The sequence below is a fragment of the Pseudidiomarina mangrovi genome (assembly GCF_003999375.1).
Classification (GTDB): domain Bacteria; phylum Pseudomonadota; class Gammaproteobacteria; order Enterobacterales; family Alteromonadaceae; genus Pseudidiomarina; species Pseudidiomarina mangrovi.
The window spans coordinates 1-26012 of record NZ_RJLC01000016.1 but is presented as its reverse complement, the minus strand read 5'-3'; the positions used below and the strand labels follow the sequence as shown (position 1 = coordinate 26012).

Sequence of the window (26012 nt, the reverse complement as noted above, 5' to 3'; positions counted from 1 at the left end):
GATATCAGAACGCTATGACGAGCAATAAAAAAGGCGCCGAAGCGCCTTTTTTCAAAACTTAGCTAGGTTGATTAACAACCTGTGGTTGTAATAACAATTACCGGACGGCTAGTTGCGTCTGCTGCACCAGTGTATTTGATGAAGCAATTAGTGATTTCAGCATAATCTAATCCTGCTGTACGTGGCGCAGTAGGTGTACCTTCATCAGTATTAACGTTGCGGCCTACAGGAGAAATGACGACATCTTGACCAACAGCTGGATTTGCAGCAGGATCAACATTATCTTTAGAGTATTTAATATCCCAATCAGCTACTGGCAGGTTCAATGCTTTGATGATACCAGCCGCACTAGGTGCTGGATAACCAAACAACACATCGTATCCATCAACAATGTTATAGGCATCATCAGTTAGTGCCACTGTATCTTGAGTATTAATCCCTAACTTCTCATCGCCTGCAATAAGTGACTTACCGTATACGATATCTGCTGCAGACAACATTGATGCCTCAATTTTTTGCAGCGTTGAAATACGGGCATCAGTACCCAAGTTAATAAACTGAGGAGCAGCAGTAACAGCTAAGATCCCCAAAACGACGATCACGATGATCAGTTCAATTAAAGTAAAACCTTTTTGGTTTTTCATAACGCACTTCCTTTTCTGTAAAGGGATAGAACCCCAAAATTTAAAACTAAGAGTTAATTATTACTGTAAATGCTAACCCCACCGGTACGCGGGTTATACACGAATGCATTGCCCACGCTAAGGTAGTCAGTGCCTGCCGGGGCTGACGCCCTTTGTTTAATGGTATTGGCGAGATAATACACGCAAATATCATTGGTTCCGTTATTTTCGCGCGCGACGAAATAACGATTTTCACCCAGTAGGGTAAAACTGGTTGTCGAGGTTGGCGCACCTTGCAAGATAGCTTGCATAATGGTGCGACAATCCTCGGCTGTCATATTCAGGTCGTGGGCATCAAAGTTACTGTTGCCACTAACAGGGTAGCCGGTACTGCCATCGACGTTGACGGTAATACCATCCATAATCACTTCGGCGCCGGCACCATCTTCATTGCCACGCGGCCGCCCACGCAATTCCCACTCCGCCCGCACTAAACCCACAGCGCTGGCAAAGCCACCGGCAACGCCTTCTAAGGCGGCGTCTTCGGCATCTGCAGTAACGCTGGTAAAGCGTGGCAGAGCTGAGGCAGCTAATAACCCTAAAATCACCACCACGATGATGAGTTCGATCAGGGTAAAGCCTTGCTGCTTCTGGTCTGTCATCAATTTCATTCCACTACCCCTATTACCGGTTATTATCAAGCGCACATAACTTTTGTGCAAATAATTTTTGTTATAGTCACTTGTTAAAATTGTTACTTGCCTTGGTAGGCGCTCATCATATCCCACATTGGGCTAAAGATACCTAGCGCCATAACGCCAATCATGGCCGCGACCACTACTAACATGATGGGCTCGATACGTGCAGTGAGGCGTTTAAGGTCATAGTCGACTTCACGCTCATAATAATCTGCGACCTCAGTCAACATTTCGTCGACACGGCCGGTTTCTTCGCCGACCGCGATCATTTGTAACACCAAAGGCGTGAACAGCTGACTGCTGCGGGTTGAGCGCGTCATGCTGTCGCCTTTTTCAATATTGCGGCGAATATCGACGATTTTACGCCCCATCCAACTATTATCAACCGCATCGGCTACTAGGCTCAAGCCTTGTGTTAACGGCACACCAGCACGCAACATCACCGAGAAACTACGGGCGAAACGCGACAACAATGAGCGCATGACAATTTCACCTACCAACGGGATGCGCACTTTGATCGAATCCCACCAATAGCGGCCGCGGTCGGTGGCGATAAAGCGCACCCACAACACCATTGACACCACGATGGCTAACAACATAGCCGGCCAATACGCCACAAAGAAGTTTGAGGTGGCGATCATCATGCGCGTGGTGAGCGGTAGTTCGGTACCAAAACGCGCGAACATGCTGGCAAAGGTCGGAATCACGAAGATATTCAGCACGAACATGGCAATCACTAAAGCAATCATAATAAAGCTTGGATAGCGCAACGCGGTTTTGATGGCTTTGCGGGTTTCCTGCTCTTTGGCCAAGTAGTCGGATAACTGCAAAAACGATTCTTCTAACTGACCCGTGTTCTCGCCAACATGCACCACCGACACCAGCAACCGCGGAAACACCTTGGAGTGCTTGGCCATAGCTGCCGACAACTGGCGCCCGCGTTGTAACTGATCGACCATATCAAACAGCACGTCAGACAAGGTTTTATTGGTGGTATTTTCCGCCAAACCTTCCATAGCCCGTAAAATTGGGATGCCAGCTTTGGTCAGGGCATACATTTGCCGGGTGAACACAATCAAGTCATCGCTGGTTACTTTGGGCTTAAATAGCTCTAACTTCAATGCTGGTGCGCCGGCTGCTTTTTGCGCCAGGGCAATATCTGTTGGCATGATACCACGTTTAATGAGGGCATCTGCTGCGCCCATCTCGTTACTGGCATCAATCACCCCGGTGACCATTTGGCCGTCGTTGCTGCGACCGCGATAGCGATAATCAGCCATGGTCGCCCTCACTGACGCTGCCATCATTGATACTACTCACGCGGAGCGATTTTTCTTCGACCGTTTCGGCCAAGAACAGAACCTCTTCAACGGTGGTGATACCACTGCGAGCATACTCTAGAGCCACCGCGGCCAGGGGCTTATAGCCCTCAGAATGGCGTGCCGCCTGAGCAAATTCACGCATATTACTGTCGCGCAAGGCATCCATCATGGCGTCATTCATTTCGAGTAGTTCGAACACACCGATACGACCTTTATAGCCGGTATGGTTACAATTGCGGCAACCGCGACCCTTTTTGAAGCCGCTGCCATCGCGTGGTACGGTGGCATCAAGCCCACGTAATAAAGCGAGATCAGCATGTTCAACTGTCGCATCGGTCTTACAACCTTCACACACGCGGCGAATCAAGCGCTGCGCCAGCACACCGCGCAATGCCGCACCGACCAAATAGGGCTTCGCGCCCATATCGACTAGGCGCATGGAGCTAGTAATCGAATCGTTGGTGTGCAGGGTACTCAACACCATGTGACCGGTGATGGCGCCGCGCAGACCAATTTCAACGGTTTCTTGATCGCGCATCTCACCGACCATGATAATGTCTGGGTCTTGGCGCAAGGTGGTGCGCAGTACGTTGGCAAAGTTCAAGCCAATCTTACTATTCACTTGTACCTGGGTAATACGCGGTAAGCGATATTCCACCGGGTCTTCGACGGTGATAATTTTCTTTTCAGCGGTGTTCAGTTCCGACAGCGCACCATACAAGGTGGTGGTTTTACCCGAGCCGGTAGGACCGGTGACCAGCAACATACCGTAGGGCTTGTGAATAATGCGACGGATGCGCTTGAGAATATGCTCCGGCATACCGGTTTGCTCAAGATCCAATAAGCCTGCCGATTGGTCGAGTAAACGCATAACGCACGACTCACCGTATTGCGTCGGCATAGTCGAAACCCGCACATCAATATTGTGCTGGTTCACGGTGATATGAAAACGGCCATCTTGTGGCATACGTTTTTCCGAGATATCCAAGCCCGCCATCAGTTTCAGCCGCAGCAGCAACGCCCCAGCAATGGCGGTTTCGTTGAGGATGTTTTCTTGCAACACGCCATCAATACGCATACGAATGCGCAGTACTTTTTCATCGGGCTCGATATGAATATCCGAGGCACGAATTTGCACGGCATCGGCAAAAATTGACTGTAACAGCTTAGCAACGGTAGCGTCTTCGCCTTCTTCGTCGAGCGACAATTGGCCGAGGTCAAACTCGTTGCCATCTTGGTACTCGGTTTGCAGCTGGCTGGCAAAATCTTTGATATCTTTGGTGCGTCGATAGAGGCTATCAAAGGCTTCTAAGAGCTCTTGGTCGGGCACTACCGCGAGGTTAATTTCGCGCGGTGCCAAATAGTTACCAATAGCGTCCACGGCAGCCAAATCGGCTGGGTCGCTCATCGCCACTAGGGCTGAATCAGCGGTCGCCTCTAATACGATGGCTTTATAGCGGCGCGCTTGTATTTCTGGCACCAGCTGCAAGGCGTCTTGGCTGATTTTACGGTCGCGTAAATCAATCAGCGGAATATTCAGCTGCTTGGCGAGGAATTCGTGCAGGTCTCGTTCGCTTAAAAAGCCTAAATCAATGAGCGTGACACCGAGCTTACGCCCGTTATTACGTTGGTCGTCGAGTGCGGCTTGCAGCTGCTTCTCGGTGATGATGCCTTCTTGAACGAGTAAATCGCCAAGCCGCATCTTTAAGCGAGGACGCATACTACTGGCCCCCTAACGCGCGAATGCGCTGACTGGCATAGGTCACAGCGTCGCTATTCAAGTCACTAAAATTCAAGGCTTGCCGATAAGCTTGTACTGCTGCAGTGATATTGTTGGCATCTTCATAGGCCACGGCAGCGGCTATCCACCAGCGCCCTTGCTGCAAGTCGCCCGCTAACTCGGTGTAATCGGCTGCGGCCTCGGCAAACAACCCTAACTGATTGGCGGATGCTGCGCGTAATTGCAGTAATTCCAGCGCATCTTCGGTATCGGCTTCGACATACCGCAGCGCATCATAAGCATCTTGAATACGGCCGCTGCGCTCTAATATGCGTGCATATAAGAGTTGCCATTGAGACTGCTGCGGGCGTAAATCCAGCCCTTGGCGCAACAATGATAGTGCACGACTGGACATGCCGCGACCATACCAATATGCCGCTAGCTCGCTGCGCACGGCAACATGCTCAGGCATGACGATGAGGGCTTTTTCTAACAAATCTTGCGCTTTCTCACGCTCGCCTTGGCGAAATGCTGTCCGTGCTTTGGCAAGATTGCTTTCGGCCAATTCAGCCGGGCTCAACTGCACCCGTTCAATAGCAAAGCTGGAGTCGTCGCGTTGCTCAACCTGTTGCTTGGGCTGTTCCACTTGCTTTTGATACAGCGGCACTTGGGTTTGTGCGGTCTGCTGTTGCTGCGCTAGTTGCTCGGCGGCTAATTGCTCTGCAGCGAGCTGCTCGGCTGCTAATTGCTCGGCTGCTAATTGTTCGGCCGCGAGCTGCTCGGCCGCTAGTTGCTCAGCTGCTTGCACCGCTAACGCATCCGCTTCGCGCTGCTGCTGCAAGTCTACCTGCTCTGCAATCGGCTGCTTCACTTCTGGCTGCTGTAGCTCTGGCTTCTGTACTTCCAGCTGCTGCACCTCGGCGGTTTGCAGCGGTTCGGTCACCTGCGGTTGTTGCAGCTCAGTCACCTGATCGGGCTGTACGGCTTGTGCTGGCATGGGCGCTGTGGCTAGCCACCACCAACTACCACCCGCTACAGCCAGCACGGCTAAACCAATACCCGCCCATAACCCCCAACGCACCGGCTCAGGTGCAATAGCGGCAGGCGTATACTGTTCATCGGCTGGGCGATGTTGACGCTGGTCGAGGTCTTTGAGCATACGATTGATCACGCTCATGGCACTAATCTCGCTATCACCGTTTGCAACCAACCTTGCTGCCAAGCAAAGCCCATCAATGCTGCGACAGCCACTATGGTGGCGAGACTAAACCATGGCCACAGACGCGCTGGCAAAGTAGCGTCTTCGGTATCAGCAACGGCGGCACGAACTTGCTTGGGCCCCACTATGTACGAGCCTTCGCCATAGCACAGCAGCAACACCTTATGGCACAGTACATTGGCTAAACGCGGGATACCGCGACTGGCTTGGTGTAATAGTCGCACTGAACTGGCACTAAACATCGGCGGGCCTTTATAGCCGGCAATGTGCAACCGATGAGAAATATAACGGGCGAGTTCCTGCATATTCATGGCTTGCAAGTTATAGCTAAAGGCAATGCGCTGACGTAACTGCCGATGCTCGCGCTGCGCCAGTTTTTCGTTCAGCTCAGGCTGGCCGAATAATACAATGTGTAAGAGTTTACGGGTTTCGGTTTCCAGATTAGAAATCAGCCGCAATGCTTCCAAACTTTCTGATGGCAGCGCTTGTGCTTCATCAAGCACAATCACCACCACTTTATCGTCTTTATTGAGCTGCACCAGCTTGTGCTGAATAGCTTGAGTCAGCAGTTGCTGATTGTGCGGGTCATCCACTTCAACTTGCAACTCACGTGCTATTTGGCCGCGCAGTTCGTCGGGCGTTACGTGCGGATTAGGAATATAAGCAGTGACATAATTGTCGGGCAATTCGTTGAGCAGTTTGCGGCACAGCAGAGTTTTGCCGGTACCCACTTCACCCACAACCTTAATAAAACCCTCACCGGTATCGAGCGCGGTAGTCAGCACCTGCAACGCCGAACGGTGACCTTCCAAATCACAGTAAAAACTGGTGTTTGGGGTCAGCGTAAACGGCAATTCGCGGAGGCCAAAATGCGCTTGATACATGAATTAATTCCCATACCAACGTTGCAGCAGTTCGCTGGTACGCTCAAGTTCGCTTTGCCAGGTATCGGCACCGACAATAATCGGGCGAATTAAGATCACCAGTTCTTTCTTCTGCTCACGGCGATTGGTGTTTTTAAACAGATTGCCAACTACTGGAATATCGCCCAGTACTGGCGCCTTGGTTTCGGAGTCACTGTAAGTGGTTTGCATCAAACCGCCTAATACCACCACTTCGCCATTACGCGCGGTGACAATGGTGTCGCTTTCGCGAATATTACTTTGCGCTAATGGCAACACGATGGTGTCGTTCTGGAGTTTCACCACGGTTTCTTGCTGATTGGTTTGCACCACCGATGGGTGAACATGCAGGGTAACCCGACCGTCGTCACTAATTTGCGGAGTGATATCCAACGAAATACCCGAGAAGAACGGCGTGAGCTCAATGTTCGGCGTAGAGGTGGTGGCAGTGCCAGTAATGGTCGTGGTCGACACGTTGGTAACAAAATACTGGTCTTCACCAATTTTGATCACCGCTTTCTGGTTATTTTGTGCGGTCACCCGTGGGTTCGACAATACCTGCACGTTGCCTTGGTTTTGCAGCAGGTTGAGCACACCGCTGAAGTCGCCAACGCTCACCGAGGCGCCAAACACACCGCCAGTACTGGTCACCGCTGAGCTATTAAAGTTAATGGAGCCAGTCGCATTACCCAGGGTGAAAATATCGGTCCAGTTGATACCTTGCTGATACTCATCGTTTAACGACACTTCAACAATGCGTGCTTCAATAATAACTTGGCGCTGCAGGCGTTCTTGCATGCTCACCAAAAACTCTCGTGCTGCACGCAGTTCATGCGGATACGCGGTAATGGTTAATAAACCAGCCTGTGGTGCCGAGGAAATACGGCGACCGTCGCCCTGGCCAATAATGCCTTCAAGAATTTTCTCGATATCGCCCCACAAATTGGTCGACGATGAGCTGCTAATTGACGAGCCATTGTTGCCACCACCCACGCCAACATCATTACGTGCGGTTCCGCCCTCGCCACCTAACTCCATATTATTGTTGTTAGTACGAGTGCCTTGGTTGTTGGTATTGCGGTCGTTTTCTTTCACGCCACCTTGGGTAATGCTGGTGGATGAACTACCGCTGCGTTGCATCGACAAATAGTCAAGGGTAAAGGTTTCGGTACGCAGGCCGGCTGGGAAAACCCGGATCATGCGGTCTTGACGGCGAATTTCATATCCGAAAATATCGCTGACAACCTCTAAGGTTTCAGTGAGGGTGACGTCTTTGAGGCTAAGAGTGATTTCACCGCTAACATCAGGGTGAATGATAATGTTGTAGGGCGAGTCTTGTGCTAAACCGGCAAAAAACTCGCTGGCATTGACCCGATTGGCATTCAACGAGAAGCGCGGTTCAGCTAACAGTTGTGATGTTGCTGCGCGCAATTGTAGATCGTCGGCGCGCAGGCTGGCCTGCACCGATTCAGGTAATGGTGGCCGCGCTAAAGCAGTTTGGGCTGGCCGCCCACCATCATCCTTCAGGGCGTTATCCACTTCGGTTGGAAAGCGCTCAGGCTGGTAGGCACAGCCCACCAGCAACAGCATCGCGATAACCATCCACGTCATTCGAATCATTCTGTTCCCTCCGGCAGGAGCTCAAAGCCCGACGCTGAAAATAGCGCCAATATCAGCTCATCGTTGCTGCTGGTATTCACCAGCGTAACTTGGTCCATGCCAATTGTCTTAACTTTATATTCATTGAGGCTATCGCCCACTTTTAAGCGCATGCCATTAATTTGTGCTATCCGGTGTGTATCATCCCAGGTAATGGATTGCAGCCTTAAGCTACCAGCCGCTACCACACGCCCTTGATTGCCTTGCTGCAACCGCGGCGGTGCAGTCGGATCAGACAACTGCTGTGCCATGCTCGGTGCAACGGCTGTGGTCAACACCACCGCCATGATCATTGAGTTAGCTCGCCACATAGTCGCGCTCCAAACTCAGGGTATAAATTTCTACCGTGACTTCTGCATTTGGATAACTGGTAACACGGTAATCCATGCGTTGCCAATAAAACGCCCAAGGTAAACCCTCTAGCGTTTCAAAGTAATTATGTATATCAAAATAACTACCGGTGATAACCAGCTGTAAACGGTGCTTATAAATACCGGTATTGGTATCTTGCGGGTCACGATACACCTGCTCCACCGGTAATGCTTGCGCCGAGCGCACCTTGACCCCAGCAGCAGTCGTCAACAACGCGCGTAATAGATCACGATTATCCGCCGCGCTGATATATCTAGTTTCTTTCGCTAACTGCTCAGTCACTCGGGTTAAACGCTGCTGTTGCTGCTCTAACTGACGCTCCAATGGCGCCTTTGGATTAGACTGCAAGCGTTGCTGTATACCGGCCAGTTCATTCCGCGCGGCATTAATTTGTACCGTTAACTGACGTTGTTGCTGGTCTGCTACAACGGAGCTATCGCGCAATGGTAACAGATACATCCACACCCCGAGGTACAGCACTACAATAACCGAGAGCAGCAGCCAAAAGCGCCGCCGCGGTTGCGGTAGTGTCATGAACGCGGCTTGCCATTGCAACCATTGTTGCTTCATGGTTGCACCTCAGTGTTGGTCGCGCCGCTACTCAAGCTGCCCACGGTAAATTGCAACACCTCTTGCTCTGAGCCGGCACGCAATTCGAACACGCCAAATTGGCGGCCGCGTAAATTCGGCTGATCACTAAAACTGTTCAGCCAAATCGGTAGCACAGTTGGATTCAAGCTACTGCCCCGCAAGCTCAGTTGGCCATCGCTCACACTAATGCTTTGCAGCCACAGATCATCAATATCAACCGCTGCGATATCGTACATCACGCCAGCAAAGCTGGTTTGCGAGCCGGCGGTGGTTTGCAACATTTGCTGCAGCAGCCGTTGTTGCTGCGCAACTTTTTGCTCTACTGCAGCAATTTCACCGAGTAGCTGCGGATCGTTCAAAGCTGTATTCAGTAAATCTTGATATTCTTTAACCTGCGTCTGTAACTGCGTCAACTCAGTTTGCAAGGCGTTGACGTTGCTTTTTTTGTCGGTTACTACCCAGTTCATGCTCAGGGTAACCAGCACCAGCAACACCACCGTAATACCTACTGCGGCAGCAGCAAAATTCAGTGTTAAGCGCTCACGATTTGGGCGCAGCTCGGCCAGATAGAGGTTAGCAAATTGCTTCATGCTTCAACCTCCTGCAATTCGTAACCGAGCATCACCCCACCTAACAGCGGAAAATCCCCATAATCGCCTGTGGCTAGCTCTTGCGCCCACAGCGGATAATTGGCCCAACGCACATCTAGGCCTAAGTCAGTCTTTAATTGTTCGACCACGACATTTTTTTGGGCGTGATGGAAGGCTAACACCACTTGTTTCACTGGGCGTTGCCGCAACTGCCGTTCAAAATAATCGGCTGAGCGCTGCACTTCAACACTCAGTGGCTGCAGACCACCCATGTTGATTTCTTCACTGCTTAGGTCGCTCATACGGTCTAGTGTGCGCACGGACCGGTTGACCTGCAACGCGCCCTCACGATACACCTGCATCAAGGCGGCTTGACCTGGCGCTTGATAGACCACCACCGCCGGGTCCGATTGGCTATTAAACAATTGCGCCACAGCCTGCTCTTCAGCGGTTATAGCCAGTAGGTTATCGGTGATGTCGTGAATGCACTCGAGTACTGGAGTTAATAATTGACGATCGGCGATCACCGCGACAATTTTATCTTGGCCAGGCAGCTGCACCGGCAAATCGTAATAATCGGCGATAATATCGACTGGGGCTAAATTCACTAAGTCACGCAGGCTATAACGCAAGCCCGCAGCAATTTCTTCAGCCGGTAATTTAGGCCGTTCAAGGGTTACGCTCTGATATAACGAGGCACCTAAAACTAACACTAACGCCGGATCACCTTTGGTAAAACGGCTGTATTTGTTAACAAGTTGTTGGATTGCGCCTGCGTAGTTTTTCGCCACTACGCCTTGTGTATCAGAAGCAATGCATTCGATCACATCATTATTACGTTTTGCCACAGCCAAGCCGACCGACTCACTATGTAGCGAGATAGCAATCAATACGTCACTGTGCTGGCGTTTGCGCAAAAAATCCAACAATGTTGAACCCCTGAATCGGTATACTTTTTATTATAGGCTTAGTATGCCTAGAACCGCCGCCTGATGCCATGGCTTTGGGCTGGTTTTTGTACTGTTAGATTGTTAGGCTCATTGTAACAATTATGTTACAAAACCTGCCACTGTAATTTCTCTCCTGCCCAGTAGGGTACCATAGGCCCTACGGCTGTGTTGACGAGTTCAGGAACCTGCCACGCTTGCCGCGTTAATGTGACCTGCTGCTGGTTACGTGATAGCCCATAGAAATCTGCGCCAAAGCCACTGGCGAAATCCGCCAATTTATCAAGTGCCTGCATTTGCTCAAAAAACTCCGCATAAAGTGGCAGTGCCGCCGGAGCAGAGTAACAACCCGCACAGCCGCACGCTGACTCTTTGCGCGACTGCGCATGGGGCGCTGAATCGGTGCCTAAGAAAAACTTTTTATTGCCACTCACAGCAGCCCGGCGCAGTGCAAGCTGATGATCACGGCGCTTTAAGATCGGTAAACAATAGTTATGGGGGCGCACGCCACCCACCAGCAAATCATTACGATTCATCAACAAATGCTGTGGCGTAATGGTAGCGGCTACGTTATCACCCTGCGACAAGACAAAATCAACGGCATCGGCGGTGGTGATATGTTCAAGGACTAATTTTAGCCGTGGATGACGCTGCAATAAGGGCCGCAAATGGCGGTCAATAAATACCTTTTCGCGGTCAAAAATATCGATATCAGCAGTAGTTACTTCACCATGCACGAGCAGCGGTAGTTGGGTTTCTGCCATCACCGCGAATAGGTGATCTAAACCTTCAATGTTGGTCACACCGGCATCTGAATTGGTGGTTGCGCCCGATGGGTACAACTTGAAGCCAATAATATGCGGATGCGCGGCCGCTGCGCGCACCGTTTCGACCGTGGTGCTCTGGGTTAAATACAAGGTCATCAGCGGTTCAAAACCGGCAGGCGCGTGCTGCATAATACGCTCGCGGTAGGCTTCAGCATGCTCAATGAGGGTCACCGGTGGTACTAGATTTGGCATCACCACCGCACGTTTAAACACCGCTGCAGTAACCGGTACAGTATCGGCTAACAGGTCGCCATCGCGAAAATGAAGGTGCAGATCATCGGGCATTGGAATGGTCAATTGGGTCATAACGGACGGCCTCATTAGCAGCTAACAAACAACAATGCCGCTAGTATACCTATTTTGCTGGCAAGCAGCGATTGCGACCGGCATTTTTTGCACGGTAAAGTGCTTCATCGGTGCGTGCCAACCAGCGCGCCACATCAGGGTCGTCGTCACGTAGCTGCGCCACGCCGGCACTGATGGTGACTGTAATGTCGATACCGTTCCAATGCATGGGATGCGCTGCGATAGCTTCGCGAATACGCTCGAGTGCGGCCAAACCATTGGCTTGATCCGTGACTGGCATCAATACGCCAAACTCCTCACCGCCGGTACGACCGAGCAAGTCTATTTCACGCAATAGTTCCTCGCAAATACGGCAAAATTCGCACAGTACAAAATCACCAGCGGCATGACCGTAGGTATCATTCACCTGCTTGAAAAAATCGAGATCAATAATCGCCACCGATACCGGCACATCATAACGATAAAACTCAGCAAAACGGCGCTCACAAGCGGCTAAAAATACCCGCCGATTGGCTACCCCAGTCAAATCATCGAGGGTGGCCAAACGGTGCAACTCGGCTAAAGCGCGTTGCCGCTCATCTTCAACCCGACGAATGTGCAACAGTGTACCGAGAGTATTCATCATCGGTTGCAACAGGGCGAAATGGCTGCGCTGATAATCATGGTTGCTGTTGGCTAATACCAATAAACCGACCACCTGCCCCTTGAAATACAGCGGAATCAGAATGGTATTATGCATAGCAGGGAGCTGTAGCGGCAGCAAATGCAACTGACCACTACACACGTCATCGTGGCATATTTGCGGCTCACCGCGCACCACCACCTCACGGGCGACCTCACCGGATAGCTCAACGTGCAAGCCTTGTTTGATCAGTTTTTGCCAGGCCTCACGCTGCTGGTCACTGGCGCTGTGGTGATAAATACCATGCATTATCAATAAATTGCGTTGTTTGTCGTGCTCGGGTATTTCACCAATAAACCCAAATTCACTGGCGGTAATACGCATTAATTCAGGTAAAGCAATATCGCATACGTCACTGAAATCTTGCAGCAGCAAAAACTCATTTTGAACCTGACTCACCAAGCTCAGCATGGCTTGCTGCTCAGTGCGGGCTTGCTCGTTTTCCATTTGCTCGGTGATATCGTGATGGATACCGACCATTTTTAGCGGTTTACCATCAGCTGCGCGCTCGACCAACTTGCCTACGCTGTGAATCCAAATCACATTGCCGTTGTGGTGACAGAGGCGAAAACGCGCTTCAAACCGCTCAGTTTCGCCACGATAGTGTTGCTGCGCGGCGGCTAGTAATGGCGCCACATCGTCAGGGTAAATGCGGTCACTCCATACTTCATCGGCAGCCATAGTACCGAGCATGCTGTCCCAGCTATGACTAGCACGTAATTCATTGTTGGCAATAGTCCATTCCCACGTCGATAAATTACCCGCCGCCAACGCCAATTCAAAACTACGGTTGGTGTTCACTAATTCGAGTTCCAGTTGCTTACCCTGGGTATCGTTAATCAGGTAGCCGCGTACACGCATGACACTGCCTTCTTGGCTGCGGTCTGAACGCGCATAATGGTGTATCCAACGTTCGCGACCATCGGCTCCCAGCACGCGGTAATCCATTTCCAGAACTTTTTCTTCGCCATCGATGACACGTTGCATACGTGCCAGTAATTCGGCACGGTCATCGGCATGAACAATGGCTTCATAATTGACATCATCGCGCAGCAGATACTCGCGGGTGTGTCCAAGCACGCGCTCGGCGTTTTCGGCCACATAAATCAGATGTGCTTCAGGATTGATATCCCAAACCACCGCTACTACCGGCCCTTGCGCCAATACGCGCCGCTCCGCCGCATAGTTTTCACGATTGTGCTGAGCGATGATTTCATCGGTCGCCCATTGCGCCAGCGTTTCTAGCCAACGCTGATGTTTGGCGCTGAAATGGCGTGGCACTGGGTGAATTAAGCATAACGTGCCGATAACGAACTCACCATCAATAACCAGCGGTGCGCCGGCGTAAAAACGCACGCCTTTTGCCGCGGTAACGAGAGGATTATTGGTAAAACGCTGATCGAGCGTGGCATCTTCAATGATTAGGGTTTTTGCCGCGGCAACTGCGTGCGAGCAAAACGACACCGAGCGCGGGGTTTCACTCAATTCAAAGCCAGCGCGTGATTTAAACCATTGGCGGTGCTCATCAACCAAACTAACGAGTGCGACATCAACCTCAAACAAGTCGCGGGCAAAATGGGCAATTTCATCAAGAATGGGGTTGGCTTCAGTATCGAGGATATCGAGCTCGCGCAGCGCCCGGAGACGCTCGGTTTCATTGGCGGGCATTGGCATTGTCGACATCATACACCCTCGTTGCAGCAGCAAATAAACTCCTGTAACTATAGCAGGTTACTGAGAAAAAGCGTTACCGACCGAGCTTTTCTTTCCAATGTTTACGGCAGCAAGACAGGTACCGATCATTACCACCAATAGCAATTTGGTCGCCGCTGGTCACCGCCTTACCTGTTGCATCAATGCGCAGGTTCATAGTGGCCTTACGACCGCAATAGCAAATTGTCTTCATCTCCGCTAATTTATCAGCCACCGCTAGCAATACTTTGCTGCCTGGAAACGGCTGACCAAAGGCATCGGTGCGAATGCCATAGCACATGACCGGTATGCCCACGCGGTCAACAATGTCAGTGAGTTGCCAGACCTGTTGCTCAGTTAGAAATTGCGCTTCGTCGAGCAGCACGCAATCGATAGCTTGCTGCACGTGGCGGGCCTCAATCAGTGCGGCTAAATCGGTGCTGTTGCTAAACGCGAGTGCCTTACGGTCGATGCCTAAGCGCGAGGCAATGGTGCCGTGTCCAGCCCGGTCGTCAATGGCTGGAGTTAGCAGCAGCACCTGCTGATCACGCTCTTCATAGTTGTAAGCGACTTGCAATAACGCGGTGCTTTTACCGGCATTCATTGCCGAATAGGTGAAATATAACGAGGCCATAGTGATCAATGTGTGAGTGATGAAAGGTTTCAGGTTTATAACCACTTTATAGTCTGAATGCAAAGCAGAATTTCGCCTTTGGCTTTGCTACAATAACGCGAATTCATTGAATTCATCAGGAGCCCTTCATGACCGCACCGCGTTATTCCAGCGAATTTCTTCGCGCTATTCCAAAAGCTGACTTGCACTTACATCTAGACGGTAGCCTGCGCCCTAGCGGGTTGATTGATATGGCTCAGCGCAGCAAGGTGGAATTGCCCTCGTATAGCGAAGAAGGGCTGTTTGAGCTGGTGTTCAAAGATAGCTACCAAAACCTCGGTGAGTATCTGCATGGGTTCCAGTACACCTGTGCGGTGTTACGCGATATGGAAAACCTTGAGCAAGCGGCTTATGAACTAGCGCAAGACAACATTGCCGAAGGGGTGAATTACATTGAGGTGCGCTTTGCGCCGCAGCTGATGATGGACTTAGCCCGCGGTATCACCTTTGACCGTGTGATGCATACCACCAACAATGGCTTGAAGCGCGCCCAAGACGAATACAATCGTAGCGATGCGGTGCTGCGCGATGGCAAGCCACCGTTTGCCTACGGCATCATTAACTGCGCTATGCGCATGTTTGGTAACAAGGGTTTCTCACCCTACTACACGGAACTGTTCAAGATGCTTGGCGACCACGAACCCAAGCAAGTGATCCGCACTGCGGCTATGGAAATGGTGCGCGCCAGCGTGCGTTTACGTGACGAAGAGGGACTACCGATTGTTGGGTTGGACATTGCCGGGCAAGAAATGGGCTATCCGGCCCATAATTTCAAAGAGGTGTACGAGTACGCCCATCAGAACTTTTTGCTGAAGACCGTGCATGCTGGCGAAGCCTACGGCGCTGAGAGTATCTTTGAAGCGCTGACGCTGTGCTATGCCGACCGCTTGGGCCACGGCTATTCGTTGTTCTCACCCGACATGATTCAAGACCCAGCGATTACCGATAAAGCCGATTATGCGCGGCGTTTAGCCTCATTTATTGCCGACCGCCGCATTGCCATTGAAGTGTGTATCACCAGTAACTTGCAGACCAACCCGACTATTGGCGATGTCAGCAATCATAACTTTAAGCACATGTACGCCAATCGCTTAGCCACGGTGATCTGTACCGATAACCGCCTAGTATCTCGTACCACTGTCACGCGCGAGTATGAACTGGCGTTAAGTGCCGTGGATGTCCCGTTGAAGCGGCTGAAAGATATGGTGGCCTACGGCTTTAAGAAGAACTTCTTCGCTGACGACTATGTGGCGAAACGCGCTTACGCCAAGCAAGTACTGGACTATTTTGACCGCGTGGCCAAGGAACACGGTTACAGCTCTTAGGTTGTATTAACAGTATTTAAGCTGTTATTTTTGCCAACGCACCAGCCACTCTTGTGCTGGTGCCGGCTTACCAAACCAATAGCCCTGACAAATCACCTGCTTGTCAATGCCCGCTAAGTACTCTACCTGCTGTTGGGTTTCAACACCCTCAGCCACTACGCGCAAGTTCATGTGCTCAGTCACCGACAAAATAGTCTCGACTAATTTTTCTTTGTTCGGGTCACCAATGCTTTGAATAAAGCTTTGGTCAATTTTCAGTTCATCGAGCGGCAAGCGATTCAAATAGGCAAGTGATGAGTAGCCCGTGCCAAAATCGTCAATGGAGAATTGCACCCCGGATTTTTTCAGTTCGTGCATTTTATCCACAATGTCGGAAATATCATCGACCAACAGGTTTTCCGTGACCTCAATAACCAGCCGGCTAGCATCTGCTTTGGCACGCAGAAGCTCACGCTCAACCACGTAGACAAAATCGAATTTACGGAATTGACGGGGGCTAATATTGATGGCTAGCGTCAGTGGTTTGGGGAGTTCTACCAGCAGAATCAAAGCTTGCTTGAGCACCCACTTACCCACATCGACAATTAAATCGCTCTGTTCGGCGATCGGAATAAATACCCCGGGGGAAATCAAGCCTTTAACCGGATGTTGCCAGCGCAGCAGCACCTCGGCGCCAACCACCTCACCTTGAGCACTCACTTGCGGTTGCAAATAGAGCTGTAGCTGGTCTTGATCGAGAGCAATACGCAGATCATGCTCAATTTCAAAGCGCTGTTCGAGGGCGTAACTATAGGCAGGGTTATACACCGAGGTTTGGTTACCACCAGCATCTTTGGCATTGTGCACCGCGGTTTCAGCGTGGCGAATAATGGCATCGGCATTATCACCATACTCTGGGTAAACCACCATACCAGCACTGGCGGTCACATTGGCCGTTTCACCCTGAACAAGTATAGGCTGGGCGATTTCCGCTAATAATGATTTGATCAAGTAACTTGCACTATTCAATGCCTGATCACGTTTTTTGTAATGTGGGGCGAGAATAACTGCAAACAAATCACCGCCAAGATTACCCAGCACCGCATGGCTTTCGAGTGAAATAGCTGTGCTTAAACGCTCAGCGATGGTCTTCAGAATCTCATCGCCAAATTCAAAGCCTCGCACATCATTGATCCGCTGTAAGCCATCGACATCGAGGAGAGCAACCACACCCAGCTGCTCTTGCTCGCGCTCGTTGAGCATGGTACCAAGCAGATTAAGACAATTGGTGCGGTTGGGTAATCCGGTCAGCACATCATAGAACGCCAGCCGATGAATCTGATCCTCAGCCGCACGGCGGTCGGTGATATTTTGTTTACTGGCTAAATAATTCACCACCTCACCGGCCTCATTACGCAGTGGTGTTATGGTCGCCCACTCACGATATTCGGAGCCATCTTTGCGCCGATTATAGAGCTCACCAGCCCATACTTTGCCCTCAAGTAAGGTATCCCACATAGCATCGTAAGTGGCTTTTGGTGTTCGCCCAGATTGCAAAATGCGAGGGTTCTTACCAATCAGCTCGCGCATACTGTAACCGGTGATCTCGGTAAAGGCTTTGTTGACGTATTCAATATTGCCGTGCAAGTCAGTGATGACAATACTGTCACTGCTCTGCTCAACCGCCGCCGACAAGCGTTGCAACTTCAACTCGTATTCAGCGCGCTGAATAGCTGCTCGCTTAATAGTTTTGACGAGCTCACCAATCTCATTGGGGCGCTCAATCACCAGCTCATCAATGGCCTCGCCATCGCCCAGATTTTTTAATGCCCGCATGGCTTGGGCAGCGGGAATAGCAACCAGCCACTGCAGGGTGAACCAAAGCACCGCACCGAGGGCGATACAAATCGCCACAAAAATGGACAGTTTGGTTAATTCCCCAGCACCCAATGCCGCCCAATTTTCGGCGTAGCTGTATTCAACCACGAATAAGTTGTAATTCACCTTACTGCCGACGCTGCGCTCGGTGCGAATTGGCACAATCGCACGAAAATGTTGCTGCTGCGGACGATAATTGACACGGGTAACACCGGTATCAGCAACTTGCCGTAGCGTGGCTAAATCAAATTGTTCGACAAATTGGGTAAAGCTCTGATTAATCACATTGGGTTGGTAGCCATGTAACAGTTTGCCATTGCGATCAATGACACCAGCATTGGTGATTTGCGGATGCACATGAAACTCACCCAAGATCTCATCAATACTGGCTGGGTTTAATTCAAAAATACGGCTTAATGAACCCTGCGCGACCACCAGCATACTGCGCAGTTCTATTTCCGCGCGTTCACGCCGATGTTGTTGTTCGCCGCTTAGCAGATAGTAGGCTAACAAGAACATGATAATCACCGCTACGGTAATAATTGGCAGGGTGATTTGGGTACTCAGGCGACGCCAAAATGGCGTGCTCATGGCCTTACTCATGGAGTGACTCCGGGGCAAATGGGTAACGCTTTCACGTCAGCTAGATTGTCTGATGCCTGAATCGTGGTGCTAACAATTTCTGCTACTGCAGGGTAGTCTGATTGCAAGAATGCAAGACTTTGTTGTGAGTTGAAAAACTCGATTTGTGCGAGAATTTGCTGAATATCTGCAGTGGTTAATCCCGACAACGTCGATAGCGCGAGAAATTCTTCGCTGGTCGGCTGCTCAAGATAACTAATCGCTTGGTTCCAACTACTAATTAGCTGCTGTAAACGCTGTTGATGATTCTGCCAATAGGCCAGCCGAAACACCAACACATCCAAGACTTCACCGGGAATATCGGTGCTGGAAAATATGACTTCATTGCCGCTCATGGTGAGCTGCTGCAAAAACGGTTGGTAGGTAATGATCACATCCACCGAACCACGTTGCATAGCGTCAACATGCAGCGATGGGCTCATCAGTTTAGTGGTGATTCGACTGCGGTCAATAGCCTGCGTGGCCAGCCAGCGATTGAGCATGTAGCGCGCTAACGGGCTATCCTCCATGCCCACCACCCAGTCGGTTTTACTGGCGTCATGCCAGCGTGCTGAATTAGCCACCACCGCATCTGCGCCTTTAGAAAATGACAGCGCCAGCGCCACACAGTAATCAATACCCGAAGTCGTTTGCACCGCCAGGGCGTTATCAAGTGACAAAAAGCTACCTTGCACAGCTTGATTGGAGACCATGCGCAGCACGGTATTATCCGAGGCCAGCATCACCAACTCAAGATTTTGCGGTAACTGCTCAGGATGCAGTGCGCTCAGCATGTAAAAGGGTTGATAGCCGAGCCAGCTATTCCCCACTACGACGAGTTGTTGCTCATCGGCACGGCCACAGCCGCTCAGATTGAGCATCATCACAAAGATTAGCGTTCGTTGCAGTATCCGCACGTGCAGCTCCCAAACTACTTTTGCTAACCGCCGCAAGCTGACGGATTGTGATTTCAGTATAGGGGTATTTGTTGCCGTTCAGCAATAGTTCGAAAAATACTGAATTACGCAGTGAGTTGTTAAAAAAAAAGCCCAACATAGTTGGGCTTTCTAGCGGTGTTAGAACGGAATATCGTCGTCAAAGTCGTTGTCAGGAATGAACGGCTCTGGCTCGTTGTTGGCTGGGCGCTGCTGGCTTTGCTGTGGGGCTGCTGCGCGCTGGCCGCCACCGAAGCCCTGGCCACCTTGGCCGCCTGAGTTACTCTGACCGCCGCCTTGATTGCCTTGATAACCGCCGCCTTGGCCGCCACCTTGGCCGCCCTGATAACCACCACCTTGACCGCCGCCTGGGCGACCATCAAGCATTTGCAGGTCGTTGATGACGATCTCAGTGGTATAACGCTCAATACCGTCTTTATCTTGCCACTTACGGGTTTGCAAACGGCCTTCCACGTACACTTTAGAGCCCTTTTTCAGGTACTCACCACAAATTTCAGCCAGCCGACGATAAGCCACGCAACGGTGCCATTCGGTTTGTTCACGATTTTCGCCAGTTTGCTTGTCTTTCCAGGTTTCACTGGTGGCAATAGAAATATTGGCGATAGCGGTGTTGCTCTGGGTATAGCGTACTTCTGGGTCTTGCCCTAAATTACCAATCAAAATGACTTTATTGATACCGCGACTGGCCATGCCGGTCTCCTTTATGCTTGCGTTTGAAACGACTCTAGCTGAGTCGCAATTTGTTGTTCATTGTAATGGCTTTTGTGTACTTTTAAATAAGCGGTTTGCTCGCTTTGCACCACCCGCACCTCTTCCACCCCGTCCACGGCAGCCAGCGCTTGCGCTAAGGCGCGGGCTTGCTGGTCATTGCTGAGGGTGACGCGATAACTCAAATCTTGCCACTGCGGCGGAGCGGTCATGCCGAAGCTAATGATGAACCAGCATAGTAGCAGCACCAAGCAAAAAATCCCAACGCCAAACAGGCCAAGATGTTGCTGCACCAAGCCGCCACTCACGCCACCCACAAAAGCCCCAGCAAACTGTGCGGTAGCATAAATACCGCTCGCGCCGCCCTTACGCCCAGCGGGGGCAAAGCGCGTCAGTGACGATGGCAGCGTCGCCTCAAGGAAGTTAAAACCAGCAAAAAATAACACAATAGCGGCTACCAAATACGGCCAATGCGCCGGAATAAAACTGATAATGACGATAGCGACTGCCAGCAAAATAATCGCGATGCGGAAATAGAACGGTTGCTGCTGCTTACGCTCGGCGCGAATGAGCAGCGGCACCATCAGTGCGAACGAGCCCAGTAATGCCGGCAGATACAGCCAAGCGTGTTGCTCACTGGCTAAGCCACCAGTAACCAACTGCATCGGCACCACCACAAAAAATGCGGTCAAAATACAGTGCAGTACAAACACCCCGACATTCAGGCGCGCCAGTTGCGGGTGGCTGAGCAGATTCTTCAACTCACCGCGTAATGGCACCACATCGCCTTTGCCGCTGCGCGCTTCTACTTTGGGTACCGCCAGTACAAACACTAAAATACCCAGTAGCGAGCTCACTGCGGTAAACAAAAACAGCCCAGACAGGCCCATCACACCACCCAGCAATGGCCCTAACACCAGCGCCAAGGCGAATGACAAGCCAATACACATACCAATCAGCGCCATCACTTTGGGGCGCTGCTGGTCACGGGTAATATCCGCTGCTAAGGCTAAAATAGCCGCGGCAATAGCGCCCATACCCTGCAAGGCACGGCCTATCACCACGCCCATCAGGGTATCGGCATAAGCCGCTACTACGCTACCAACGGCAAACACCAACAAGCCACCAATAATGACCGGGCGCCGCCCGATACGGTCCGACAACATGCCCATGGGAATTTGTAACAACGCCTGGGTGAGGCCATAAGCGCCAATGGCGAGGCCAACTAGCAACGGCGTGTAATCGGGGTAGGCTTGGCCATAAATGGCGATCACCGGCATGATCAAAAACAGCCCCAACATACGTATTCCAAACACCGCAGCTAAAGCAGCAGAGGCGCGGCGTTCTAGAGGGGTCAGACGGTGATCAGGGCTGGTTACAGACATGCATCTCTCAATTCATCATTTTAATTTCGCTGGCAATTGTACCAGAAGCTATCGCCTGTGCGATAATGCTCGTTTCCTTTTATGTAATGCCTTTTAGGCCTTCGGAGTACCACGACCACCATGGATAAAATCGAAATTCGCGGCGCCCGCACCCACAACCTGAAGAACATCAATCTCACCATGCCACGCGACAAACTGATTGTCATTACTGGCTTATCAGGTTCAGGGAAATCGTCGCTGGCGTTCGACACGTTATATGCCGAAGGTCAACGCCGCTACGTGGAGTCGTTATCAGCCTATGCGCGGCAGTTTCTATCACTGATGGAAAAACCTGATGTCGATAGCATTGAAGGTTTATCGCCGGCTATTTCGATTGAGCAAAAATCAACGTCGCATAATCCACGCTCTACGGTCGGCACCATTACTGAGATCTACGATTATTTACGCCTGATGTTTGCGCGCGTGGGTGAACCGCGCTGCCCCACCCATGATGTGACCTTGGCGGCACAAACCGTATCGCAAATGGTTGACCAAGTTATGGCCTTGCCCGAAGGCGAGAAGCTGATGATCTTAGCGCCGATTATTCAAGAGCGTAAAGGTGAGCACAGCAAGGTGCTGGAGAATCTAGCCGCACAAGGTTTTATCCGCGCCCGCATTGATGGCGAGCTGTGTGATCTGAGCGACCCACCTAAGCTAGAACTGCAGAAAAAGCACACTATTGAGGTGGTCATTGACCGTATTAAAGTGCGTGAAGGGCTTGGCTTACGACTGGCCGAATCATTCGAAACCGCACTGGAACTGAGCGGCGGCACGGTGATTGTGGCATCTATGGAAGAGCCCGCCAGCCGCGCCGAGATCATCTTCTCAGCCAATTTTGCCTGCCCACATTGCGGCTACAGTATGCAAGAACTGGAGCCGCGGTTGTTCTCATTTAACAACCCCGCCGGAGCCTGCCAATCGTGCGATGGCTTGGGCATTGAACAATTTTTTGACCCCGCTAAAGTCATCACCAATGATGAGCTAAGCCTCACCGGTGGCGCCATTCGTGGCTGGGACAAACGCAATTTCTACTACTATCAAATGCTGCAAGCGCTGGCTAAGCACTATGGTTTTGACCTCAATAAGCCATTTGCTAGTTTGAGTGAACAGCACAAGCAGGTGATTTTATTTGGCAGCGGTGGCGACGACATTCAGTTTGTGTACTTGAATGATCGTGGCGACAAAGTGGTTCGTAAGCATCCGTTTGAAGGCATCATTGCCAACATGCAGCGTCGCTATCGCGATACCGACTCGCAAGCAGTGCGCGAAGAATTAGCCAAATACCTTGCCTCGCAACCCTGTAAAAGCTGCGAAGGCACGCGCCTGCGTACCGAGGCGCGGCACGTGTTTATTGGCCAAACTTCTCTGCCGCATGTGGTTGAGAAGTCTATTGGCGATGCCTTAACCTTTTTCCAGCAACTGGAGCTTGAGGGTCAACGCGCCAAAATTGCCGAGAAGATCCTCAAAGAGATCAATGACCGCTTAGGCTTTTTGGTCAACGTGGGGCTGAATTATCTGAGCCTGTCGCGCAGTGCCGAAACCTTATCGGGTGGTGAAGCCCAACGTATCCGCTTAGCCAGCCAAATTGGCGCGGGCTTGGTGGGGGTGATGTACGTGCTCGACGAGCCGTCTATTGGTCTACACCAACGCGACAACGAGCGGTTACTAAAGACTTTAACCCACCTGCGTGATCTCGGTAACACCGTGATTGTGGTGGAGCACGATGAAGATGCGATTCGCGCTGCCGACCATATTATTGATATTGGCCCCGGTGCCGGTGTGCACGGTGGCCAAGTGGTCGCTGAAGGAAGCTACCAAGATATTCTCGCCAGTGAGCACTCACTTACCGCCGATTACCTGTCTGGCCGCAAGGCAATTGAAGTACCCGCCAAACGCCACAAGCCCGGCAAGAAATGGCTAAAGCTAAACGGCGCTACCGGCAATAACCTGAAAAATGTGGACTTGGCGTTGCCGTTAGGCTTAATGAGCTGCATCACCGGCGTATCGGGTTCGGGTAAATCCACCTTGGTGAACGACACCCTATTCCGTATCGCCCACCGTGAGCTCAACAAAGCAACCACTGGCGAGCCAGCCCCTTATCGCAGCATCGACGGCATGCAGTATCTGGACAAAGTGGTGGATATTGACCAAAGCCCAATCGGCCGCACACCGCGCTCAAACCCTGCTACCTACACCGGCATCTTCACGCCAATTCGGGAATTGTACGCCGGTACCGAAGAAGCCCGTTCACGTGGCTATAAAGTGGGCCGCTTCAGCTTTAACGTACGCGGTGGCCGTTGTGAAGCATGCCAAGGCGATGGCATGATCAAAGTAGAAATGCACTTTCTGCCCGATGTGTACGTGCCTTGTGATATCTGTAAGGGCAAGCGATACAACCGCGAAACCCTTGAGATCAAATACAAAGGCAAGAGCATTCATGAAGTGCTGGATATGACCGTTGAAGATGCCCACGCATTTTTTGCACCGGTACCGGCCATTGCCCGCAAACTGCAAACCTTGATGGATGTCGGCCTCAGCTATATTCGCTTAGGCCAATCAGCGACTACGCTATCGGGCGGCGAAGCCCAGCGGGTGAAACTGTCGCGCGAACTGTCCAAACGCGACACCGGGCAAACCCTGTATATCCTAGATGAGCCAACCACCGGCTTACATTTCCACGATATTCAGCAACTGCTGACCGTGCTGCATCGTTTGCGCGATCACGGCAACACCATTGTCATCATCGAGCACAACCTAGATGTCATCAAAACCGCCGATTACATTGTCGACTTAGGCCCAGAAGGTGGCTCCGGCGGCGGTGAAATTCTGGTTGCCGGCAGCCCTGAAGACATCGTCAACTGTGAGCGCTCGCACACCGCACGCTTCTTGAAACCGCTGCTGAAATAGCAGCGTAGCGGCTGCGCCAAGGGCCAACGAGGTCGCTTCTGCTATTGCCGCTATAGACCTATGAAAACTTGGATGACACAGAATATTGAACACCCTCTGATGTACGCATAGAAAACTCCTTCGTTTTAGTTTAACGGAATTTTCTACTTATAACTGCTCCGATTTTTTTGGGGGATTACACTGTCAATCAAAAAATCGTTCCAGCCTAACATTAATTCTATTACTATCATCGCCAATTAACTGCTGGCCATCGACCTCATAAACAAACGAGATGATTGAATCTTCTGCATTATCGCGCCTTAATCGCAGAAGCATATCTGCCTGGTCTTTTGACCATGGAAATATAACCCACTCGTCATCCATATAATTTACAATCGATACCATATAAATCTTTCCGCAGCTTACACGCGCCTTTTCTGAGTCAATGGTTACTGTGAATTCAACGATCTTATGCCTGACGTCATAGAATGTTTTCTCGATGGCAATTCCACACTGTTTTAATTTGTCATCATCAGCCTTACAACTGGCTGAAAAAATAAAAAAGATCAATATAAGGTATATTTTCACTACCTTCCTCCTGATAATTCTCGATACCGGGCAATTGCGGACATAGAGGCGTGTAAGAATGCTTCATACTCCTTATCTGTCCTGTGGGGCACAATTCTGCTGTAACTACCCGGAATAAAATGCCGCGACTCATGTGCTAAAACAGCAATTGTATTTTCTACACCTGAATAACCACCTCGTGCAAATGTTGATGTTCTGTAAATTGTTGATTTGCCCCCGTAGTGATATCCATTCACCCAAACCTTTTCATAGCCCATTAGAATACTCCCACCTTGACCCTTCGCCGGTTGTGCTGCATATGAATTTGCAGCGTCAAAACTATCAAATACAGCAGGAGCATATACCTCAGAATGGTCTTCTTTATTACGGATTGAAATCGCATATTTATCTACAAACTCGACCTCTTCACCTCTGTAACTCAGGTCATTCTTAAAGAATTGATTAGCATTATCGAAAACATCTTGTGCATTACCACCATCAATCCCTAATAAACTCCGATCAATTGGCCCAATTAATTCAGTCTCTGATGGGCTTCCGTCAGTTCTTGCCTCAGCGTTTTGAGATTGCGATCCAATCTCTGCAGCCAAGTTACCTTCTTGCGCTAATTGTTGTTGCTGATCCATCCCAATAGCAGATTGTTGTTCCGATGAGTCCTTTGATACGCAAACGTTGTAGCAACTCGTGGGGGTTTTCGAGTCGCCAGTGTAACAAAATTTTTCCCCTGCACCACAAGAGACCATTTGCCCCACTCCGACGCTTACATACCCGCTCGGGTCCGTCCCCGCTAGCGGGTTGTTCATGATGTAGGAGTAGGGGTTGAGCGA

22 protein-coding genes are annotated in these 26012 nt (G+C 50.9%); 2 read left to right on the top strand and 20 right to left on the bottom strand.

Annotated elements, in window-relative coordinates; translation table 11 throughout:
* Positions 1-71 precede the first annotated feature (71 nt).
* The 14 genes from EFO84_RS11885 to EFO84_RS08145 form a co-directional block, all read right to left on the bottom strand.
* Positions 72-644 carry a type II secretion system protein gene (locus tag EFO84_RS11885; RefSeq protein ID WP_127347579.1) on the bottom strand — a complete coding sequence of 191 codons (573 nt, stop codon included), beginning with the start codon at positions 642-644 and terminating at the stop codon, positions 72-74.
* Positions 645-697: 53 nt separating this feature from the next.
* Positions 698-1285 carry a type II secretion system protein gene (locus EFO84_RS08205; RefSeq protein WP_127347783.1) on the bottom strand — a complete coding sequence of 196 codons (588 nt, stop codon included), beginning with the start codon at positions 1283-1285 and terminating at the stop codon, positions 698-700.
* A gap of 92 nt (positions 1286-1377) precedes the next feature.
* Complete coding sequence (locus EFO84_RS08200; protein WP_127347578.1) at positions 1378-2601, bottom strand: type II secretion system F family protein; 1224 nt, start codon at positions 2599-2601, stop codon at positions 1378-1380.
* Positions 2594-4363, bottom strand: coding sequence for a GspE/PulE family protein (locus tag EFO84_RS08195; RefSeq protein ID WP_127347577.1), 1770 nt, complete (start codon positions 4361-4363; stop codon positions 2594-2596). Before EFO84_RS08195 ends, EFO84_RS08200 begins: the two co-directional genes overlap by 8 nt.
* A gap of 1 nt (position 4364) precedes the next feature.
* Entirely contained in the window at positions 4365-5540 is a 1176-nt protein-coding gene (locus EFO84_RS08190) for a tetratricopeptide repeat protein (RefSeq protein WP_127347576.1), read from the bottom strand.
* Positions 5537-6466 carry an ExeA family protein gene (locus tag EFO84_RS08185; RefSeq protein ID WP_127347575.1) on the bottom strand — a complete coding sequence of 310 codons (930 nt, stop codon included), beginning with the start codon at positions 6464-6466 and terminating at the stop codon, positions 5537-5539. The genes EFO84_RS08190 and EFO84_RS08185 overlap by 4 nt, the downstream gene beginning before the upstream one ends.
* Before the next feature lie 3 nt (positions 6467-6469).
* Entirely contained in the window at positions 6470-8104 is a 1635-nt protein-coding gene (gene mshL / locus EFO84_RS08180; protein ID WP_205701966.1) for a pilus (MSHA type) biogenesis protein MshL, read from the bottom strand.
* Positions 8101-8454, bottom strand: coding sequence for a hypothetical protein (locus EFO84_RS08175; protein WP_127347574.1), 354 nt, complete (start codon positions 8452-8454; stop codon positions 8101-8103). Before EFO84_RS08175 ends, mshL begins: the two co-directional genes overlap by 4 nt.
* Positions 8441-9085 carry a hypothetical protein gene (locus tag EFO84_RS08170; RefSeq protein ID WP_127347573.1) on the bottom strand — a complete coding sequence of 215 codons (645 nt, stop codon included), beginning with the start codon at positions 9083-9085 and terminating at the stop codon, positions 8441-8443. Before EFO84_RS08170 ends, EFO84_RS08175 begins: the two co-directional genes overlap by 14 nt.
* A complete protein-coding gene (locus EFO84_RS08165) occupies positions 9082-9696 on the bottom strand; it encodes a hypothetical protein (protein ID WP_127347572.1) in 615 nt (204 codons plus the stop codon). The genes EFO84_RS08170 and EFO84_RS08165 overlap by 4 nt, the downstream gene beginning before the upstream one ends.
* Entirely contained in the window at positions 9693-10625 is a 933-nt protein-coding gene (locus EFO84_RS08160) for a hypothetical protein (protein ID WP_127347571.1), read from the bottom strand. Before EFO84_RS08160 ends, EFO84_RS08165 begins: the two co-directional genes overlap by 4 nt.
* A 125-nt stretch (positions 10626-10750) precedes the next feature.
* Positions 10751-11776 carry a dihydroorotase gene (pyrC, locus tag EFO84_RS08155; protein WP_127347570.1) on the bottom strand — a complete coding sequence of 342 codons (1026 nt, stop codon included), beginning with the start codon at positions 11774-11776 and terminating at the stop codon, positions 10751-10753.
* A 49-nt stretch (positions 11777-11825) separates the two neighbouring features.
* Positions 11826-14144, bottom strand: a complete 2319-nt coding sequence (locus EFO84_RS08150) for a sensor domain-containing diguanylate cyclase (protein WP_127347569.1) — start codon at positions 14142-14144, stop codon at positions 11826-11828.
* Between the two features lie 61 nt (positions 14145-14205).
* Positions 14206-14784 (bottom strand): thymidine kinase, encoded by a 579-nt coding sequence (locus EFO84_RS08145; protein ID WP_127347568.1) that lies wholly within the window; start codon positions 14782-14784, stop codon positions 14206-14208.
* Between the two features lie 128 nt (positions 14785-14912).
* Between EFO84_RS08145 and EFO84_RS08140 the strand changes: the two genes are divergently transcribed.
* Positions 14913-16148, top strand: coding sequence for an adenosine deaminase family protein (locus EFO84_RS08140; RefSeq protein WP_127347567.1), 1236 nt, complete (start codon positions 14913-14915; stop codon positions 16146-16148).
* 24 nt (positions 16149-16172) lie between these two features.
* On the opposite strand, the gene EFO84_RS08135 is transcribed toward EFO84_RS08140, so the two are convergent.
* The 4 genes from EFO84_RS08135 to EFO84_RS08120 form a co-directional block, all read right to left on the bottom strand.
* Positions 16173-18608 (bottom strand): putative bifunctional diguanylate cyclase/phosphodiesterase, encoded by a 2436-nt coding sequence (locus tag EFO84_RS08135; protein WP_127347566.1) that lies wholly within the window; start codon positions 18606-18608, stop codon positions 16173-16175.
* The gene (locus EFO84_RS08130) at positions 18605-19543 is read right to left on the bottom strand and encodes an ABC transporter substrate-binding protein (protein WP_127347565.1); all 939 of its coding nucleotides are present in this window, start codon (positions 19541-19543) and stop codon (positions 18605-18607) included. Before EFO84_RS08130 ends, EFO84_RS08135 begins: the two co-directional genes overlap by 4 nt.
* A gap of 159 nt (positions 19544-19702) precedes the next feature.
* Positions 19703-20272, bottom strand: a complete 570-nt coding sequence (ssb, locus tag EFO84_RS08125) for a single-stranded DNA-binding protein (RefSeq protein WP_127347564.1) — start codon at positions 20270-20272, stop codon at positions 19703-19705.
* Positions 20273-20283: 11 nt separating this feature from the next.
* Complete coding sequence (locus EFO84_RS08120) at positions 20284-21675, bottom strand: MFS transporter (protein WP_127347563.1); 1392 nt, start codon at positions 21673-21675, stop codon at positions 20284-20286.
* Positions 21676-21795: 120 nt separating this feature from the next.
* Between EFO84_RS08120 and uvrA the strand changes: the two genes are divergently transcribed.
* Entirely contained in the window at positions 21796-24621 is a 2826-nt protein-coding gene (gene uvrA, locus EFO84_RS08115) for an excinuclease ABC subunit UvrA (RefSeq protein ID WP_127347562.1), read from the top strand.
* Between the two features lie 183 nt (positions 24622-24804).
* Here the strand turns inward: uvrA and EFO84_RS08110 are convergent, their stop codons facing one another.
* Both EFO84_RS08110 and EFO84_RS08105 read right to left on the bottom strand, forming a co-directional pair.
* Positions 24805-25188, bottom strand: a complete 384-nt coding sequence (locus EFO84_RS08110; RefSeq protein WP_127347561.1) for a hypothetical protein — start codon at positions 25186-25188, stop codon at positions 24805-24807.
* Positions 25188-26012: RHS repeat-associated core domain-containing protein (locus tag EFO84_RS08105; RefSeq protein WP_205701965.1), on the bottom strand; the 825-nt coding region annotated here is incomplete at its 5' end. The genes EFO84_RS08110 and EFO84_RS08105, both read right to left, overlap by 1 nt.